Consider the following 17,233-nt stretch of genomic DNA (forward strand, 5'->3'; position numbering starts at 1 on the left):
GTCACAGGTCGATGCCGAAACCGAAGCCGGCCGATTTCTCGTCGCCGCTGAACGCGCCGCCGAGACTGAAGGACGCGCGCTCGCCGACCCGCTTGGCGTAGCCGATCGACAGCGCCTGCTCGCCGCTCTGGAAGCCGGCGCCCACCGCCACGCGTCCGCGCGGACTCTGTGTGCCGGCGGCGTTGGTGGCCATGTTGAGCATTGCCGCGCTCATCGCACCCTGCCGGTCCATGCGCCGGTCGACGTCACTGAAACGACGCTCGACATCGCCGCGGTAGGCGTCGAACTGGTCGCCCCATGCGGCCAGGCGCTGGTCGGTGTAGGCCTTGGACGAGGCCACCGCCTGGGTGGCGGTGGTGTCGGCGTAGGCCTTGGCCTCGGTGACGCCGGCCCGGACCTGGGCGACGTTGGCCGCATCGGTCGCCTGCGTGCCGGCGGCGACGTTGGCGATCTGCCGCTCGGCACCCGCACTGCCGACCGAAACGGTCTGGGCGCGGTCGGCGACCGAGCCCTGGCCGAGTGCGACCGCGCCCTGCGCGGTGACGCTGGCCCCCTGGCCGAGCGCGGTGCCCGAAGCCGCGGTGACCGAGGCGCTTTCGCCGATGGCGACCGCATTCGTGGCATCGGCCGAGATACGGCTGTTGGCACCGACTGCGGTGCTGCCGTCGGCATGCACCTGGGCGTTGCCGCCGACGGCCGTGTCGTTGGGCCCGTGCGCATAGGCGTCGCCGCCCAACGCCACGCCATTGGCGCCGTTCGCCGCGGCACCGCCGCCGACTGCCACCGCATTGGTGTCCGCGCCCACAGTGGCCGGCGCGTCGCCACCGACCGCGACGCGGTCGTTGGTGCCCTGGTTGCTGTCGATCACTGTCTCGACCGACCCGACGCGGGTCTTGAGTTGGCTGATCTGCACGTCGAGCGCGGCGAAGGTCGCGCCGATCGACGCGTATTGCGTGCCCTGCACGGCGTAGCTTGGCGCCGCCAGCGTGCCGAACGCGGTGACTGCGGCGCCGCCGCCCAGGATGTCGGCCATGCTCTGCAGGCCGCCGTGCAGTTGGGCACCGTTGATCGCCTGCGTGCTGTCGGCCGACACCGCGCCTGCGGCCAGGTTCGACAACACCGTGCCGTCGGCCCCCGCCAGCGAGATGCGGCCCTTGTCGACGTCGTCGTAGGCCACCGCGTTCTGCGCGACCCCGGCGACGTCGCCAATGCGCGTATCCAGATCGTCCACGCGGCCTTCGACCGCGGTCACCCGCGTGTTCGTCTCGAACAGCTGGCTGCCATTCACCGCATCGGTGCTGTCTTCGGTGAGTTCGCCAGCGGCGACGTTGGTGATCACCGTGCCGTCGGCGCCGGCCAGCGAGATGCGCGCTTTGTCAGCGTCGTCGTAAGCCACCGCGTTCTGCGCGACCCCTGCGACGTCGCCAATGCGCGTATCCAGGTCGTCCACGCGGCCTTCCACCTGGGTCACGCGCGTGTTCGTCTCGAACAGCTGGCTGCCATTCACCGCATCGGTGCTGTCTTCGGTGAGGTCGCCGGCGGCGACATTGGTGATCACCGTGCCGTCGGCGCCGGCCAGCGAAATGCGCGCTTTGTCGGCGTCGTCGTAAGCCACCGCGTTCTGCGCGACTCCGGCGACGTCGCCAATGCGCGTACCCAGATCGTCCACGCGGCCTTCGACCGCGGTCACCCGCGTGTTCGTCTCGAACAGCTGGCTGCCATTCACCGCATCGGTGCTGTCTTCGGTGAGTTCGCCAGCGGCGACGTTGGTGATCACCGTGCCGTCGGCCCCGGCCAGCGAGATGCGCGCCTTGTCGGCATCGTCGTAGATCACGGCATTGGCAGACAGCTCACCCAGGCCACCGGCGACGGCGTCGAGCTGCGCGAGGTTCACCGCATCGGTCGCTTCGGTGCCGGCGGCGACGTTGGTGATCTGACGTTCGGCGCCCGCGCGACCGACCGAAATCGTGTTCTCGCGGTTCGCCCACGAGTTCGCGCCCAGGGCGACGCTGTTGTCGACGCCGGTCCACAGGCCATTGGCCTGCTGGCGCCCGACGATCGCCGAGGTGCCCAGCGCGATCGAATCTGATCCGTAGGTATTGGTGCCGACACCGATGGCGATGCTGTTGAGATACAGGATCGGCGACGGCGCGAAGAAGTCGCCGTTCCAGACCATCGAGCGGTTGCCGATCGCGATCGAGTTCTGGCCAGCGGCTGCGGATGCCGTTCCCAGCGCGACGGCGTTGACGTTGCGGGCCGACGCCGCATTGCCCAGTGCCGTGCCACCTTCATAGAGGGCGTTTGCGTTCGACCCGATCACCGTGGTGCCCTTGGCGCTCGCGCGCGCACCCGAGCCGATCGCCGTGGTGAAGTCGAACGTGGCTTGCGCACGATCGCCGATCGCGGTCGCGTCGTAGGCCGTGGCCTGTGTCCGATAGCCGATCGCGATCGAGCGGATGGCCGTGGCTTCGGCCAATGCACCGATCGCGGTCGCAGCGTACTCGGTCGCCTGCGCGCCCCCGCCGATCGCGGTCGACAGGCGGCCGGCCGCCTTGGTGTTGCGCAGGATCTGGCCCATGAAGTTCGAGCCGATTTCGTCCTCGCGCACGTCGACGATGCCGCCGATCGCAACGGCCGATTTGCCGGTGGTCTCCGACTGCGCGCCGATGGCGGTGTTGAAGTCGCCATTGGCCTGGGCGCCGGCACCGGCGGCCGTTGCGCCCAGCCCCGACGCGGCGGTCTGGCTGTGGATCACCACGCCGCGCGGCAGGGCGCTGTAGTCGATGTCGAGAACGCCGCCGAGGGCAGTCGACGACTCGCCGACCGCCAGGCTGTCGCGGCCGAGCGCAGTGGCGTTGTTCGCATACGACACCGCGCCTGCGCCCAGCGCGACGGTGCCCGTGCCCACGGCCGCGGCGGCTTCACCCGCCGCCAGCGTGTTGTCGCCCTCGGCGTAGGCGCCGGCATCGCTGTCGGCGCTACCCGTGGCCTGCAGATAGCGCGAGGCATCCGCGGCCACCGCCTCGAGCTGGGACAGGTTGACCGCGTCGGTGGCCTGCGTGCCCGCGGCGACGTTGGTGATCTGCCGCTCTGCACCATTGCGACCGATCGAGACCGTGTTGCTGCGATCGGCGATGGCGCCGGCGCCCAGGGCCACCGCATCGTCGATGTTGCTTGGCAAGCCATCGACTTCCGGTAGGGCCCATCCCCCGACCGTCGCCCCGGCGCCGAGTGCGATCGAGCGGCTGCCGTGCACCTCGGCATTGGTGCCCATCGCGATGCCGTCGGCAAATACGACGGTCTCCTCGCGCCAGGGATTGCTGTTCCACACGAAGGATTTGCCGATCGAGATGCTGTTCTCGGCGGCAGCCCAAGCGCCGCTGCCCAGCGCCGTGGCGCCGACACCATTGGCCATCGCGGCCTCGCCGACGGCCGTTGCTTGCGCTGCAATCGCAGTGGCGAAGCTGCCCAATGCGGTCGCTCGGACGTGGGTGGCGCGTGCGCCGCTGCCGATCGCCGTGGCCCATTCTTCCGACGCCTCGGCGCGGTCGCCGATCGCGGTCGCATCGTAGGCCGTCGCCTGGCTGGCATAGCCGATGGCCACCGCGCGGATGCCGCTGGCGCCGGCCAGTGCGCCGATCGCGGTGGCCGCGTAGTCGGTTGCTTGCGCGCCACCGCCGATCGCCGTCGCAAGACGACCCGATGCCCGCGTGTTCTGCAGCTCGACGCCGGCGAAGTCCTCTCCGAGCTGGTCTTCGCGCACATCGACGATGCCGCCGATCGCGACCGCGGACTTGCCGCTGGTCTCGGTCTGCGCGCCGATCGCGGTGTTGAAGTCATCGTCGGCGCGTGCGCCCGCGCCCAGCGCCGTCGCGGCCAGCCCGTTGGCAGCCGTCTGCTGGTCGAGCACCACGCCGAACTCGCTCGCCGCGCTGTAGTCGAGCTGCAGCATGCCGCCGAGCGCCGTCGACGACGCGCCCGTCGCGAGGCTGTCCTTGCCGATCGCGGTTGCGGTGTCGGCGTACGCCAAGGCGCCCCCACCCAGGGCGGTCGCACCCTGTCCGACCGCCGAGGCCGCCTCGCCCGCGGCAAGCGTGTCGTCGCCTTCGGCATAGGCGCCCGCATCGCTGTCGGGATTGCCATTGACGCCGATGTAGCGATTGAGCGCGGTGGCCGCCTCGAGCTGGGCGAGGTTGACCGCATCGTTGGCCTCGGTACCGGCGGCGACATTGACGATCTGGCGCGTCCGCGCCGGATTGTCGGCATGGTATGTCCATGCCTCGGACGCGCCGACAGAGACCGTATCGGGTCGGTTCGCCAGCGAGCCGACGCCGATCGCGACGCTGCCGGTCGCCTCACTTCGTACGAGCGTGGAGGCGCCCAGCAGGGTCGAAGACGCAGCGAACGAGGCTGCGTGGGCGCCGATGGCCGTCGACATCTCGCCGACGCTGGCGCGGAAGCCGATCGCCGTGGCCAGCTGGCCGCGGGTCAGTGCATTGTTGCCCACGCTCGTGCTCGCCACGCCCATGGCCTGCGCGCTGGGACCGACGACCGTGCTGTCGTCGGCCCAAGCCGAGGAAAAGCTGCCGATCGCCACCGTGTTCTTGGCTCTGGCCCCGGCGCCAACGCCGACGGCCACGGCGTAGTCGCCGAGCGCGAGTGCGTTGGCGCCGAGCGCCGTGGCCCCTTCTTTGCGCGCCTTCGCACCGAAGCCGGTCGCGGTCGCATACAGTCCCTCGCTGATCGACGAGGCACCGACACTGGTCGCCGAATCATTGCGCGACACCGCGTTGGTCCCGATGGCCATCGCACCGATGGACTCGGCGGTGGCGTTGTCGCCGATCGCCATGCTCAGCAAGCCCTGTGCCTTGGCTGCATTGCCCAGCGCGAGCGCACGATCGCCCGACGCGGTCGCGTTCATGCCCAGTGCGACGGCCGCGCGGCCATCGGCGAGACTGTTGTGACCGACAGCGGTGGCGCCGTCGCCGTTCGCGATCGCGCCGCCGGCCAGTGCGGTCGCCCCATTGCCGATCGCCGAGGTGGCCTCCCCGGCAGCCAGCGCGTTGTCGCCTTCGACATACGCGCCGGCATCGCTGTCGGTGCTGCCGCTGGCCTGGACGTAGTGCGCCACGGTCGTGGCGTCGACCACCGTCGGCGTGTCGTACACCTGCACCCCTACGGCGGTGGCCTGCGCCAGTGCCGTCAGCGGCAGCGCTAGCGCCAGACCGGCGACGAGGACGCCCGTGCGGCGTGCGTGTCGGCTGCGCGCCAGCTCCGAGGCCACGACCATGCGACCAAGCTCGGCGTTCCAGAGGGTGCGGTAGATGCGGTTCATTTCGGAGGTCTCCGGCAGCGTTTCATGAAGGCGAGCACGGTCGTGCGGCGGGCTTGCGCCCGCCACCACCGGCTTTCCGTGTCTTGGCCCTGTCATCCAGATCGGATAGGGCGTCCCCGTCTGCGACCGTACGAGGCGTCGGCGCCTCTTGTCACCCGCAACATCTCGCCGGAAGATCACGCGATTCTCACCGCCCGCCGGACTCGCCATGTACCGCCCGTTCCTGCGCTGGCTCGATCGCGCTCCGGTCATGGACCCGGTCGACCAGCGCAATGCGCGCGTGATCCAGGCGCTGTTGCTGTTTCTCGGCGTGACCGTGCCAGCGACGGTGGCCTTCGCCCTGGTGGCCAGCTGGCCGACACTGCGCGCCGAAGGGCTGCCGTGGCAGATCGCCGTTTCGTTGTCGATGAGCCTGGCGATCGGCCTAATCGCATTGGGCGGGGTGGCGCTGATCCGCTATGGCCGCTTCCGCCTGGCGGTCAAGCTGCTGATCGGCGTGCTGCTGGCGGTGTTCGCGGTGAACATGGCGCTCAACGGCCTGCAGCAGCAGATTCCCGACCAGCTCGCACAGTTGCTGGTGATGCTGCTCAGCGGCCTGGTACTGGGTCGACGTGCGCTGTGGACGAGCTTCGCACTGCTCGCATCGAGCGTTGTGCTGGGCGCGGTGCACGATGCGCACGTGCTGTTCGCGCAGACGCCGGCGCGTGCGTTCTACAACCTGCCGTCGGTGCTGTTCACCTACCTGCTCGTCGCCATCCTCATCGACCGCACGACCGAGGCGCTGCGCGAGAGCCTGCGCGAGTCCAATGCACGCGGCGCGGCACTCGAGCAGGAGATCCGCGAACGCGAGCGCACGCATGCCCAGCTCATCCACGCGCAGAAGAAGGAAATCACCGAGCGCATGGCCAGCGGCATGGCGCACGATTTCAACAACATCTTCTCGGTCATCGCGGGGTTTTCGGCCGAGCGCCACGAGGACGACGGCGGCAGCGATGCCCAGCGCGCCGCGCAGCTGGAAAGCAGCCTGGCCTCGGTCGAAGCCTCGGCGCGACGCGGCATGGCGATCAGCCGCAGGCTGCTGCGCTTCAGCCGCCGCGACGAGACGCAGGTCGAGGTCTTCGATGCCGGCGAAGCGATCGATGCACTGCAACCGATGCTGCGGCAACTGCTCGACGCGCGCATCGTGCTGCGCTTCGATCGCGACAGCGCGCCGCTGCCGATCCTGTTCGACCGCAGCCAGTTCGAGTTGATGCTGCTCAACCTGGCCTCCAATGCGCGCGATGCGATCAATGGCACGGGCGTATTCGACATCCAGGCACGACGCGCACCGGACCATGTCGCGATCACTCTGCACGACGATGGTGCGGGCATGCCACCCGAGGTGGCCGCACGCGTGTTCGAGCCCTTCTTCAGCACCAAGCCGGCCGACAGTGGCACCGGTCTGGGCCTGGCGGTGGTGCACGAGTTGGTGACCACCGCCGGCGGCACGATCGCCGTGACCAGCGCGCCGGGCGTCGGCACCACGTTTCGGATCGCGTTGCCGCTCAGCCCTGCGGCGTGAGCATGTAGCCGCGGCCGTGTACGGCTGTCAGCGGCAGCGTTTCACCGCAGCGCGTGCGGGCCTTGCTGCGCAGGCGATGGATCATCGAATCGATGCGGTGGGCATCGAAGTCATGCACCTGGTCAGTCAACGCCTCGATCAGCGCTTCGCGCGCCACCAGTTCGCCGGGCGTGTCGAACAGCCGCCGGCACAGCCGCCGCTCGCTCTGGGTCAGCGCCGCCGAGCCGCCCGACGGCGACAGCAGGCACCAGCCATCCGCACTCAAGCGCCATCGGCCGGGCGTGTCGCGTCCCTCGGTGGGCGCCGCGACGGTGTCCAGGCGCCGCGCAAGGCTGTGCAGCGTGGCGGCGAGCAGGTCGATCTCGATCGGCTTGGTCAGATAGGCATCGGCGCCTTCGGTCAGGCCGCGGACGCGGTCGCCGGTCTCGGCGCGACTGGTCAGCATCACCACCCCAAGCTGCGGCCGTGTCTCACGCAGCGCGCGTGCCAGGCTGAAGCCGTCCCCGTCGGGCAGACCGACATCGAGCACGACCAGCTCGACCGGGTGCGCATCGAGGTGGGCGCGCAACGCTGCGATGGTCGCAAACCCCACCGCGGCGAAGCCGAAACGCTGCAGGCCGGGCAGCAGGATCCGCTCGCGCAACATGGCCTCGTCCTCGAGCACGGCGACGTGCAGCGCGGCGGTCATCGACAGTGGCCAGGTCCGGTCATGTGGGCCGCATCCTAGCCCCGCCGCCGCGCAGCGGACAAATCGCGTCTGCTTGCCTGCAGGCGCGGGCGGCAGTCCCCACTGCCGCCCGCGCGGTCCCTTCCCCGATCAGCTCTCGTAGGCCGATTCACCGTGCGAGACGATGTCCAGGCCTTGGCGCTCGTCCTCCTCGCTCACGCGCAGCCCGACGACCGCGCGCGTGACCAGAAGCGCGAGCGTCGTGACGACGGCACACCAGAGAATCGTGAACAGCACGCTGAAGGTCTGCGCCCAGACCTGGGCGCCGATCGAGCCCTCGATCCCGGTACCGCCGAGCGAGGCATCGCTGAAGACACCGGTCAGGATCGCGCCAACGATGCCGCCCACCGCGTGCACGCCGAACACGTCGGCGGTGTCGTCGGCGCGCAGCAGGCGCTTGAGGCCATTGACGCCCCACACGCAGATCGCGCCAGCGGCCAAGCCGATCACCAGCGCGCCGATCGGGCCGACGGTGCCGGCGGCCGGGGTCACACCGACCAGACCGGCCACTGCACCCGATGCCGCGCCCAGGGCCGACGGCCGCCCCTTGCTGATCGCTTCGACCAGACTCCAGGCGACCACGCCGGCGGCCGTGGCCACCATCGTGTTGATCATCGCCAACGCCGCACTGGCGTCGGCGGCCAACGCCGAACCGGCATTGAAGCCGAACCAGCCGACCCACAACAGCGAGGCGCCGATGAAGGTGAACGGCACGCTGTGCGGCTTGAGCGCCTCACGGCCGTAGCCCAGTCGGCGGCCGACGAAGTACGCGCCGACCAGCCCGGCGATGCCGGCGTTGATGTGCACCACGGTACCGCCGGCGAAGTCGATCACGCCCTTGTGCGCGAGGAATCCGTCCTCGCCGCTCCACACCATGTGGACCATCGGCAGGTAGGCGAACGTGACCCACAGCACCGAGAACAGCAGCACCGCGCAGAACTTGATGCGCTCGGCGAAGGCGCCGATCACCAGCGCGGCGGTGATCCCGGCGAAGGTCGACTGGAACACCACGAACAGGAACTCGGGCAAGCCACCGGCATCGCTCTGCGGGGTGATCCCGCGCAGGAAGGCCTTGTCGGTGAACGAGCCGAAGAATGCGTTGCCGCTGGTGAACGCCGCGCTGTAGCCATAGGCGATCCACAGCAGGATCACCACCGAGAACACCACCAGCACCTGCACCAGCACCGACAGCACGTTCTTGGCGCGGACCATGCCGCCGTAGAACAGCGCCAGTCCCGGCACCACCATCAACAGCACCAGCAGCGTGGAGGTCAGCATCCAGGCGACGTTGCCGCTGTCGAAGACCGGGGGCGGGGCCTCCGGGGCCTGGGCCATCGCGCCGGTCGAGACGCCGAGCAGTGCAAGTGCACACAGCAGCGACAGGCCCGCCGCCTGCATCCGGGGGGGCCACCCGGGGGTTTGGATCGAGTTCATGGCATGTCTCCGGATGGGGTTAGAGCGCATCGGCGCCGATCTCGCCGGTACGGATACGCAGGACCTGCTCGAGCGCGACGACGAAAACCTTGCCGTCGCCGACCTTGCCGGTCGCCGCGGCCGCGGTGATCGCTTCGAGCGCGGCCTCATAGGCCGCGTCGGTGACCGCGCATTCGATCTTGAGCTTGGGCAGGAAGTCGACGACGTACTCGGCGCCGCGGTAGAGCTCGGTGTGGCCCTTCTGACGGCCGAACCCCTTGACCTCGGTGACCGTCAGGCCGGTCACGCCGGCCTCGCCGAGCGCCTCGCGGACCTCGTCGAGCTTGAAGGGGCGGATGATCGCGGTGATCAGTTTCATGGATGTCTCCGGTTGCACGATCGCCGTGTCAGAACGACTTGGTGATCGCGAAGGTGAGGGTGTCGTCGGGACCGACGAGGTCGTTGTCGTGCCACGTCAGGGCGAGGTCGAAGCCGTTGTCGAAGGCCTTGCCCACGCCCGCCGACCAGAACGCGTAGGTCGCCGTGCCCGCGCTGCCGGCGACCCACTGCTTGCCGACCGCGCCGTTGAGCGACCAGCCCGGGGCGAACTCCCAGCCCAGGCCGAGGTCGAGGTTGCTGCTGCCGTCCGAGTCGGGAATGCCGAACAGGTCGGTCACGGCATAGGAATACTTCGCACGCAAGATGCCCCAGCTCAGCCCGGCATAGAGCTCGGTGGTGTCGGCCTTGTCGAAGCCGGCCGGATAGCGGCCCGGATACCAGTAGTGCACGGCGCCGACATCCCAGCCGACGCCCGAATCACCGAAGTCGCCGCGAATACCCAGGTAGCCGTCGAGTTCGAGTTGGCTCGACACCTCCGGGTCGCTGTCGGCAAGCCAACTGATGCTGCTGCCCCAGGTGCCGGCATAGAAGCCGCTCGCGTGCGCCCACTCCACGCCGCCTTGCAGGGCAGGCTTCTCGTCGGTCTGGGTGATGCCGCGGAACAGGTAGTCGCTGGTCAACGTGATCGTGCCGGACACCTCTGCGTGCGCGGCGCCCCCCAACAGCAACCCTGCACACAACAGGGCCTTGCGTACGTGCTTGCATGACGACATGACAGGCTCCTCATCTGAAAGGAAAGCCCTCCCCGGTCATTGCTGGCTGCATCGGCGATGCCGAGCAGATGCTGCTTCGGCGTGGCGACCTGCCCCCTGGCGGTCGTCCGCCGCGACCGGCGCTCTATGGCGTCTGTTGGCCGCTTTCGATCCCTCGTCGACTGCGTACGGCGCCGCTTGCGCGGTGAAACGAAGAAGGGCCTGCCGTGCGGCAGGCCCTTCGGGTGCATCAGATCGCGTCGTGCATCTGATATTCGAGCGGGTGAGCCGGGCACGCTTGCGCGGCACTGCCGCGCGTGCCCGGCGAACGCCCGTCGCGCTGCGACGGGCCGGACAGCCGCCCCGTCGAAGCCATGGCGATGACGTACGCGATGTCCATCAGATCGCGTCGTACATCTGATATTCGAGCGGGTGAGCCGGGCACGCTTGCGCGGCACTGCGACGGGCCGGACAGCCGCCCCATCGAAGCCATGGCGATGACGTACGCGATGTCCATCAGATCGCGTAGTACATCTGATATTCGAGCGGGTGAGCCGGGCACGCTTGCGCGGCACTGCCGCGCGTGCCTGGCGAACGCCCGTCGCGCTGCGACGGGCCGGACAGCCGCCCCATCGAAGCCATGGCGATGACGTACGCGATGTCCATCAGATCGCGTAGTACATCTGATACTCGAGCGGATGGGTCGCGCCGCGGAACGCGGTGACCTCCTTCATCTTCAACGCGATGTAGGCGTCGATGAAGTCGTCGGTGAACACGCCGCCGGCCTTGAGGAACTCGCGATCCTTGTCGAGCGCCTCGAGTGCCTGGTCGAGCGAGTGGCACACGGTCGGGAAGTTCTTCTCTTCCTCCGGCGGCAGGTCATAGAGGTCCTTGTCGCTGGGGCCGCCCGGGTCGATCTGGTTCTTGATGCCATCCAGGCCCGCCATCATCAGCGCGGCGAAGGTCAGGTAGCCCGACTGCATCGGATCGGGGAAGCGCATCTCGATGCGGCGCGCCTTCGGATTGGCGACGTAGGGAATGCGGCACGACGCCGAGCGGTTGGACGCCGAGTAGGCCAGCATCACCGGCGCCTCGAAGCCCGGCACCAGGCGCTTGTAGGAGTTGGTCGAGGCATTGGCGAAGGCGTTGATCGCACGCGCGTGCTTGAACACGCCGCCGATGTACCACAGCGCGGTCTGGCTCAGGCCGCCGTAGCCGTCACCGGTGAACAGGTTGGTGCCGCCCTTGGCCAGCGACTGGTGCACGTGCATGCCGCTGCCGTTGTCGCCGACGATCGGCTTGGGCATGAAGGTCGCGGTCTTGCCGTTGCGGAAGGCGACGTTCTTGACGATGTACTTGAGCGTCTGCAGTTCGTCGGACTTGGCGACCAGCGAGTTGAAGCGGGTGCCGATCTCGCACTGGCCGGCGTTGGCGACCTCGTGGTGATGGACCTCGACCTCGATGCCGACCTGCGAGAGCGTCTTGCACATCTCGGCACGGATGTCGTGCAGCGAGTCGAGCGGGGCCACCGGGAAGTAGCCGCCCTTGATGCCCGGACGATAGCCGCTGTTGCCGCCCTCGTATTCCTTGGCCGAGTTCCAGTGCGCCTCTTCCGAATCGATGTGGAAGAAGGTGTGGCCCATCTCGTTGCCGTAGCGCACCGAGTCGAAGATGAAGAACTCGGGCTCGGGGCCGAAGAAGGCCTGGTCGGCGATGCCGCTCGACTTGAGGAAAGCCTCAGCCTTCTTGGCGATGCCGCGCGGGTCGCGCTCGTAGGACTGCATCGTCGTCGGATCGAGGATGTCGCAGGTGATCACCAGCGTCGGATCGGCGGTGAACGGATCGACGAACGCAGTGGAGGCGTCGGGCATCAGCACCATGTCCGAATTCTGGATGCCGCGCCAGCCGCTGATCGACGAGCCGTCGAACATCTTGCCGTCCTCGAACAGCCCGGGCTCGACGATCGACTGCGGGAACGTGACGTGGTGCTGCACGCCGCGCATGTCGGTGAAGCGCAGGTCGATGAACTCGATCTTGTGGTCCTTGATCAGCTTTTCGACGTTGTCGATGGACATCGGAAACAACCGCCTTGGTGTTGGGTGTAGCCGTGATCAAGCAACCCTCGTGCCAACCGGTGGATGCTATTTAGATCAACGACTTACATCCACGCGATGTCTTCAGGCGTCGGGGCGGTGCACCACGTTGGTGCCTTCTATTCGCGTTTGCACAAACCCGGTGCGCTGCTCAGACCGGCAGCGGCAGCCCGCGCCAGGCCTTGACGGTGCGCAGCACGAAACTGGAATTGACGTCGTCGACCGCCGGCTGGTTGAGCAGCCGATCGAGCAGGAATCGCGAGAAGTGTTCGAGGTCACGCACCGCGACCTGCAGCAGGTAGTCCATGTCCCCGGTCAGCGCATGACAGGCGACCACCTCGTCCCAGTCGTCGACCAATTGCGCGAAGCCGGCGACCGCGGCGCTGTCGTGATGCTTAAGTTGCACGCGGACGAAGGCCTGCAGCCCCAGCCCCAGGCGCTCGGCATCGACCTCGGCGCGATAGCTGGCGATGACGCCGTCGCGCTCGAGCCGCTGGACCCGGCGCAGGCAGGCCGAGGCCGACAGGTGCACGCGCTCGGCCAGGTCGGCATTGCTCTGGCGGCCATTGCGCTGCAGCTCGGCGAGCAGCAGCAGATCGGTGCGGTCCAGCGTCGCGGCGACCATGGATTGCTCCATTTCGTATTCAGACGCACGGATCTTGCGCGCATACCCGCTTTACGCGCAACGAACGCAAGCCCGTTGCGGGCTTGCGGCGCTATCGTCGAAGGCTCGTGTTCTTCCTAGGAGCGTGCGATGTCCGCCCAGCCTTCGAGCACCCCGCGCCGGGTCGAGAACCTGCAGACCGACAAGGGCAGGGTCCCGGTCTACGCCACCGGCATCGTCGAGCAGCCGTGGAACGACTACAGCGCCGACGACCACGCCACCTGGGCCACGCTCTATGCGCGCCAGCGCGCGCTCCTGGTTGGGCGCGCCTGCGACGAGTTCCTGGAGGCGCAGGACGCGATGGGCATGACGCCCGACGCGATTCCGAAGTTCTCCGAGCTCAATACCGTGCTCGAGGCCGCGACCGGCTGGACGCTGATGGGGGTCGAGGGCCTGCTGCCCGAGCTCGATTTCTTCGACCACCTCGCCAATCGCCGCTTCCCGGTGACCTGGTGGATCCGCCGTCCGGACCAGATCGACTACATCGAGGAACCGGATCTGTTCCACGACCTGTTCGGCCACGTGCCGCTGCTGATGAACCCGATCTTCGCCGACTACATGCAGGCCTACGGCCGCGGCGGGGTCAAGGCGCACGGCATCGGGCCCGACGCGCTGCAGCACCTCACGCGGCTGTACTGGTACACGGTGGAGTTCGGGCTGATCCAACAGGCGCAGGGCCTGCGCATCTTCGGCGCCGGCATCGTGTCGTCGAAGGGCGAGTCGATCCATTCGCTCGAATCCGACGCGCCCAACCGCATCGGGTTCGATCTGGAGCGGATCATGCGCACGCGCTACCGCATCGACACCTTCCAGAAGACCTACTTCGTCATCAACAGCTTCGAGCAGTTGATGGAGGCCACGCGCCCGGACTTCGCGCCGATCTATGCACGCTTGGCGCCGTTGGACGCAATCGATGCCGGCACGGTGCAAGGCAGCGACCGGGTGTTCCACCGCGGCACCGGCGAAGGCTGGGCCAGCGGCGGCGACGTGTGAGGCGTCGCCTGGGCACGCTGCGCTGATCCGCGACTCAGCGGTGCCAGGTCCACTGCGCGCCGAACAGCACGCCACGGCCGGGGCCGGGCTCGTAGAACCGGCCGTTGCCTTCGTTGACGATCACCGAGCCGATGTAGGCCTGATCGAGCAGATTGTCGACGCGCAGGAACGCGCGTAATTGCCCAGCCTCGAAGCGCCAGCGGCGCGCGCCTTCCAGATGCAGCAGGGCATAGCCTGCGGCGCGCCCGGTCGAAAGATCGTCGACCACGACATCGCCCACGCCGACGCCTTCGATCGCCGCACTCCAGGGGCCGCCGGCCCAGTCCAGCCGCGCGAACAGCTGGCGCGCCGGCACGCCGGGGATGCGCGCGCCGGCCGCGACCGGCGTCGTCGGCACGGTGCAGCCCGCGCCGGTGCAGACGCGATACGCGCCGCGGAACGTCGCATCGAGCCAGGTCGCCGCGACATTGAGCTCGAAGGCCTCGCCCAACGGCTGGCGGAGCGACAGTTCGGCGCCCTGGCGACGCGCACGTCCGACGTTCTGAAAACTGCTGCGGCCGCCGACATTGCGCGCGACCGCGAGCTCGTCGTCGGTGTCGGCGCGGAACAGCGCAGCGTTCCACGTGGCGCCGGCGGGCGCGCGCCCCTTGGCGCCAAGCTCGAGGTTGTCGCTGATCGCCGGTGCGAGATCGAAGGCCAGCCCGGCGCCGCCGTCGGCGCGATAGCCCAGCTCGTTGAAGGTCGGCGTTTCGAAGCCGCGGCCGGCCGACAGGTAGGCACGCAGGTCGTCGCGCGGCGCGAACACCAGCCCGGCAACCGGCGAGGTCTGACGGTAGGCGATGCGACCGCTGTCATCGGGATTGCCCGCGGTGACGTAGGCATCGCGCGAGACGAACTCGACCTCGCTGTGGCGCACGCCGGCCAGCAGCGACCAGCGCGGCGCGAACGCCCAGTACGCCTGCGCGAACTGGTCACGATTCTCGACCGTGTTGCGCTCGTCGCGGCGCCGCGCACCGCGCACGCCGAGCGCATCGCCGACGAAATTCTCGAAGCCCTGGCGATGCTGGCGCTGGCGGTCGGCGTTCATGCCGACGGTCAGTTCCAGCGGCCGGCCGGCGAGCGCGCCTTCCCAGCTCCAGCGCAGATCGAGACCGCCGTAGGCGTTGTCCAGGTCGATCACGCCGCCCGAGTTCAACGGGTTGGCCTGCGCGGCCGCGGGGATCGGCAGGACCTGCATCACCGCACGCTCGCCGCCATAGGCCATCGCGCGCAGGGTGTGTGCCTCGCCCACGCCATGCTCGTAGACCACGCCGGCCTGCTGCTGACGCACCGTCTTGCGGGTGTCGAACTGCCGCGCGACCGCTGCGACCTGGCGCGAGTTCTCACGAACCTGGTCGGCGGTCAGCCCCAGCGGGTCCTGGGCGTCGATGTCGACCCAGTTGGCGACCAGGTCCAGGCGCCGCCGCTGGCCAAGGTCGAAGCGCAGCTTCGCGTTCGCCGAGTCGCGGCGCGCGGCACTGTGATCGCGCCAGCCGTCGGTGTCGAAGCGCGACAGCGCGAGGTTGTAACCCACCGTCTCGCTGCCGCCGCGCAACTGCGCGGCCAGGCTCGTGGTGGCGTCGCGGCCGTGGCTGGCCTTGAACCGCCAATCGTCGCCCGGCGCCCCATCGGCGCTCCAGATCTGCAGCACGCCACCCGAGGAATTGCCGTACAGCGACGAGAACGGGCCGCGCATGATCTCGATGCGGTCGCCGCCGACGAGGCTGAAATGCGAGAGCTGGCCCTGGCCATCGGGCATCGAGGCCGGGATGCCATCGGCGTAGAGCCGCACACCACGCACGCCAAAGGTCGAACGCGCGCCGAAACCGCGGATCGACAGTTGGGTGTCCTGCGCATGGTTCTGGCGATCGCGCGCCAGTAGGCCCGGCACGCCGGCCAAGGGCTCGGAGGCGACGGTACCGCTGCGGTTGCTGTCGGCATCGTCGAGCCGTAATGCATCGACCGAGGCCGGGGTGTCGAAGTCCGATACGCCGCGCAGCCGGGTGGCGTCGACCCGCACCCGGTCGAGGGTGCGCGGCGCGTCGAATGCGCTGGCCGGCGCGGCGGCGCAGCAGGCAGCGATCGCCAGCGGCAGGGACGCGAGGAACGGAGCGGAGCGGGACGCGACGAACGGCAGGGACATCGGCAGGCGGGCGCAACGGGGGGGCGTGCACCGTAACAGACGCCCCGCGACGCGCCCGTGCCGCCGGCCGCATGCGGGCCGGCGGCGCAGCGCAAATCAGGCCGCGAAGTCGAGCACCACGCGCCCTTCGATCTTGCCCGCGTGCATGCGCGCGAACACGTCGTTGATGTTCTCCAGGCGATCGGTCGAGACCGTCGCGGCGACCTTGCCCTGCGCGGCGAAGTCCAACGACTCCTGCAGGTCGAGGCGGGTACCGACGATCGAACCGCGCACGGTCACGCCATTGAGCACCATGCCGAAGATATCCAGCGGGAACTCGCCCGGCGGCAGGCCGTTGAGCGAGACCGTGCCACCGCGGCGGACCATGCCGATCGCCTGCTCGAAGGCCTTGGGCGAGACCGCAGTGACCAGTGCCCCGTGCGCACCGCCGATCTCCTTCTTCAGATAGGCGACCGGATCGGTGGTGCGGGCATTGACGGTGACCGTCGCGCCCAGCCGCTTGGCCAGGTCGAGCTTGCTGTCGTCGACATCGACCGCAGCCACGTTCAGCCCCATGGCGCGGGCGTACTGCACCGCCATGTGGCCCAGGCCGCCGATGCCCGAGATCACCACCCAGTCGCCGGGCTTGGTGTCGGTGACCTTCAGGCCCTTGTAGACGGTGACGCCGGCGCACAGCACCGGGGCGATCTCGACAAAGCCGACGTTCTTCGGCAGATGACCGACGTAGCCGGCATTGGCCAGCGCGTACTCGGCAAAACCGCCGTTGACCGAGTAGCCGCTGTTCTGCTGCGCCTCGCACAGCGTTTCCCAGCCGCCCAGGCAGTGTTCGCAATGGCCGCAGGCCGAGTACAGCCACGGAATGCCGACCCGGTCGCCTTCCTTGATGTGGGTCACGCCCTGGCCGACCGCGACCACGTGGCCCACGCCCTCGTGGCCCGGGATGAACGGCGGATTGGGCTTGACCGGCCAGTCGCCCTCGACCGCATGCAGGTCGGTATGGCAGACGCCGCAGGCCTCGATCTTGACGAGGATATCGCCGGCCGCCGGCCGCGGCACCGCGACTTCCTCGATGACCAGCGGTTTGCCGAACTCGCGGACCACCGCGGCCTTCATCGTCTTGTCCATCGTCCAGGCTCCAGCGCAGTCAAGGGAGGATCAGGCTAGCGCGGCGCGG

At 68.9% G+C, this 17,233-nt stretch carries 13 protein-coding genes; 2 read left to right on the forward strand and 11 right to left on the reverse strand.

The features are described 5' to 3' along the window. Position 1: 1 nt before the first annotated feature. Positions 2 to 5,335 carry an ESPR-type extended signal peptide-containing protein gene (locus tag WAF18_RS01030; protein ID WP_337243465.1) on the reverse strand — a complete coding sequence of 1,778 codons (5,334 nt, stop codon included), beginning with the start codon at positions 5,333 to 5,335 and terminating at the stop codon, positions 2 to 4. A gap of 208 nt (positions 5,336 to 5,543) precedes the next feature. Between WAF18_RS01030 and WAF18_RS01035 the strand changes: the two genes are divergently transcribed. After that, entirely contained in the window at positions 5,544 to 6,896 is a 1,353-nt protein-coding gene (locus WAF18_RS01035; RefSeq protein ID WP_337243466.1) for an ATP-binding protein, read from the forward strand. On the opposite strand, the gene WAF18_RS01040 is transcribed toward WAF18_RS01035, so the two are convergent. The 8 genes from WAF18_RS01040 to WAF18_RS01075 form a co-directional block, all read right to left on the reverse strand. Continuing rightward, positions 6,880 to 7,584: a response regulator transcription factor gene (locus tag WAF18_RS01040; RefSeq protein WP_337243467.1), complete on the reverse strand. Its 705-nt coding sequence runs from the start codon at positions 7,582 to 7,584 to the stop codon at positions 6,880 to 6,882. The two genes, WAF18_RS01035 and WAF18_RS01040, sit on opposite strands and share 17 nt — an antisense overlap. Before the next feature lie 129 nt (positions 7,585 to 7,713). Further along, on the reverse strand, positions 7,714 to 9,057 hold the full coding sequence (gene amt / locus WAF18_RS01045) for an ammonium transporter (protein ID WP_337243468.1): 1,344 nt from the start codon (positions 9,055 to 9,057) through the stop codon (positions 7,714 to 7,716). Positions 9,058 to 9,076: 19 nt separating this feature from the next. Then, entirely contained in the window at positions 9,077 to 9,415 is a 339-nt protein-coding gene (locus WAF18_RS01050) for a P-II family nitrogen regulator (protein ID WP_337243469.1), read from the reverse strand. 28 nt (positions 9,416 to 9,443) lie between these two features. Continuing rightward, positions 9,444 to 10,148, reverse strand: coding sequence for a TorF family putative porin (locus WAF18_RS01055; protein ID WP_337243470.1), 705 nt, complete (start codon positions 10,146 to 10,148; stop codon positions 9,444 to 9,446). A 229-nt stretch (positions 10,149 to 10,377) separates the two neighbouring features. Continuing rightward, positions 10,378 to 10,644 (reverse strand): hypothetical protein, encoded by a 267-nt coding sequence (locus WAF18_RS01060; RefSeq protein WP_337243471.1) that lies wholly within the window; start codon positions 10,642 to 10,644, stop codon positions 10,378 to 10,380. After that, entirely contained in the window at positions 10,644 to 10,793 is a 150-nt protein-coding gene (locus tag WAF18_RS01065; protein ID WP_337243472.1) for a hypothetical protein, read from the reverse strand. The genes WAF18_RS01060 and WAF18_RS01065 overlap by 1 nt, the downstream gene beginning before the upstream one ends. Beyond that, a complete protein-coding gene (gene glnA, locus WAF18_RS01070) occupies positions 10,793 to 12,202 on the reverse strand; it encodes a type I glutamate--ammonia ligase (RefSeq protein WP_337243473.1) in 1,410 nt (469 codons plus the stop codon). Before glnA ends, WAF18_RS01065 begins: the two co-directional genes overlap by 1 nt. Positions 12,203 to 12,371: 169 nt before the next feature. Then, complete coding sequence (locus WAF18_RS01075) at positions 12,372 to 12,845, reverse strand: Lrp/AsnC family transcriptional regulator (protein WP_337243931.1); 474 nt, start codon at positions 12,843 to 12,845, stop codon at positions 12,372 to 12,374. Between the two features lie 129 nt (positions 12,846 to 12,974). Between WAF18_RS01075 and phhA the strand changes: the two genes are divergently transcribed. Further along, positions 12,975 to 13,877 (forward strand): phenylalanine 4-monooxygenase, encoded by a 903-nt coding sequence (phhA, locus tag WAF18_RS01080; RefSeq protein ID WP_337243474.1) that lies wholly within the window; start codon positions 12,975 to 12,977, stop codon positions 13,875 to 13,877. A gap of 34 nt (positions 13,878 to 13,911) precedes the next feature. Here phhA and WAF18_RS01085 read toward each other — a convergent pair whose 3' ends face one another. Next, positions 13,912 to 16,059, reverse strand: a complete 2,148-nt coding sequence (locus tag WAF18_RS01085; protein ID WP_337243475.1) for a TonB-dependent receptor — start codon at positions 16,057 to 16,059, stop codon at positions 13,912 to 13,914. 96 nt (positions 16,060 to 16,155) lie between these two features. Continuing rightward, entirely contained in the window at positions 16,156 to 17,184 is a 1,029-nt protein-coding gene (adhP, locus tag WAF18_RS01090; protein WP_337243476.1) for an alcohol dehydrogenase AdhP, read from the reverse strand. Between the last annotated feature and the right edge of the window lie 49 nt (positions 17,185 to 17,233).

The organism is Luteimonas sp. gir (assembly GCF_037198055.1).
Taxonomy (GTDB): domain Bacteria; phylum Pseudomonadota; class Gammaproteobacteria; order Xanthomonadales; family Xanthomonadaceae; genus Luteimonas; species Luteimonas citri_A.

Excerpts from the sequence above, each read along its gene's own strand:
- WAF18_RS01030 (WP_337243465.1), bottom strand. The coding sequence starts at position 5,335 with ATGAACCGCATCTACCGCACCCTCTGGAACGCCGAGCTTGGTCGCATG.
- WAF18_RS01035 (WP_337243466.1), top strand. The coding sequence starts at position 5,544 with ATGTACCGCCCGTTCCTGCGCTGGCTCGATCGCGCTCCGGTCATGGAC.
- WAF18_RS01040 (WP_337243467.1), bottom strand. The coding sequence starts at position 7,584 with ATGACCGCCGCGCTGCACGTCGCCGTGCTCGAGGACGAGGCCATGTTG.
- amt (WP_337243468.1), bottom strand. The coding sequence starts at position 9,057 with ATGAACTCGATCCAAACCCCCGGGTGGCCCCCCCGGATGCAGGCGGCG.
- WAF18_RS01050 (WP_337243469.1), bottom strand. The coding sequence starts at position 9,415 with ATGAAACTGATCACCGCGATCATCCGCCCCTTCAAGCTCGACGAGGTC.
- WAF18_RS01055 (WP_337243470.1), bottom strand. The coding sequence starts at position 10,148 with ATGTCGTCATGCAAGCACGTACGCAAGGCCCTGTTGTGTGCAGGGTTG.
- WAF18_RS01060 (WP_337243471.1), bottom strand. The coding sequence starts at position 10,644 with ATGGACATCGCGTACGTCATCGCCATGGCTTCGATGGGGCGGCTGTCC.
- WAF18_RS01065 (WP_337243472.1), bottom strand. The coding sequence starts at position 10,793 with ATGGACATCGCGTACGTCATCGCCATGGCTTCGATGGGGCGGCTGTCC.
- glnA (WP_337243473.1), bottom strand. The coding sequence starts at position 12,202 with ATGTCCATCGACAACGTCGAAAAGCTGATCAAGGACCACAAGATCGAG.
- WAF18_RS01075 (WP_337243931.1), bottom strand. The coding sequence starts at position 12,845 with ATGGTCGCCGCGACGCTGGACCGCACCGATCTGCTGCTGCTCGCCGAG.
- phhA (WP_337243474.1), top strand. The coding sequence starts at position 12,975 with ATGTCCGCCCAGCCTTCGAGCACCCCGCGCCGGGTCGAGAACCTGCAG.
- WAF18_RS01085 (WP_337243475.1), bottom strand. The coding sequence starts at position 16,059 with ATGTCCCTGCCGTTCGTCGCGTCCCGCTCCGCTCCGTTCCTCGCGTCC.
- adhP (WP_337243476.1), bottom strand. The coding sequence starts at position 17,184 with ATGGACAAGACGATGAAGGCCGCGGTGGTCCGCGAGTTCGGCAAACCG.